The organism is Arthrobacter sp. Y3223164 (assembly GCF_059091005.1).
Genome location: NZ_JBNHGF010000897.1, coordinates 1 through 391, shown reverse-complemented (window position 1 = coordinate 391; position 391 = coordinate 1). Strand labels below are relative to the sequence as shown.

1 protein-coding gene is annotated in these 391 nt (G+C 73.4%); it reads right to left on the bottom strand.

Annotated features, from left to right (window positions below; translation table 11 throughout):
* Positions 1-8: 8 nt before the first annotated feature.
* A partial coding sequence (locus AC5RUJ_RS18615) for a squalene/phytoene synthase family protein (protein WP_494156559.1) occupies positions 9-391 on the bottom strand: 383 nt, incomplete at its 5' end.

Below are 391 nucleotides of genomic sequence, written 5' to 3'. Positions count from 1 at the left end.
GGCGCCCATCAGGCGGCGCTCCTTCCGCGCAGCCGCTGGCGGGCCAGGATCCGCAGGGCGATCGCGGCCTTCTGCGGCGTGCCGACGCGCACCCGACGGGAAAGCAACTCCTCCGCCGGTATCCGTTCCAGCCGGTCGACGAGCGCGCTGAACAAGGCATGAGCCAGTTCGACGGCGGTGCAGGCACCGGGCGGGAGCAGCGCAATGCCCCGCCCGGCGGCAGCGAGGTCCGCCCGGATCTCGGCCACCAGCGCGTGCTTCCGTTGCTCGTCCCACGCCTCGGCGCCCGTCTGCGGGAAGTAGCTGCGGCCCAGCTGATCCCGGTCGGCGGCGAGGTCGCGCAGGAAGTTGACTTTTTGGAAGGCGGAGCCCAGCCGGCGGGCGGCGGCGA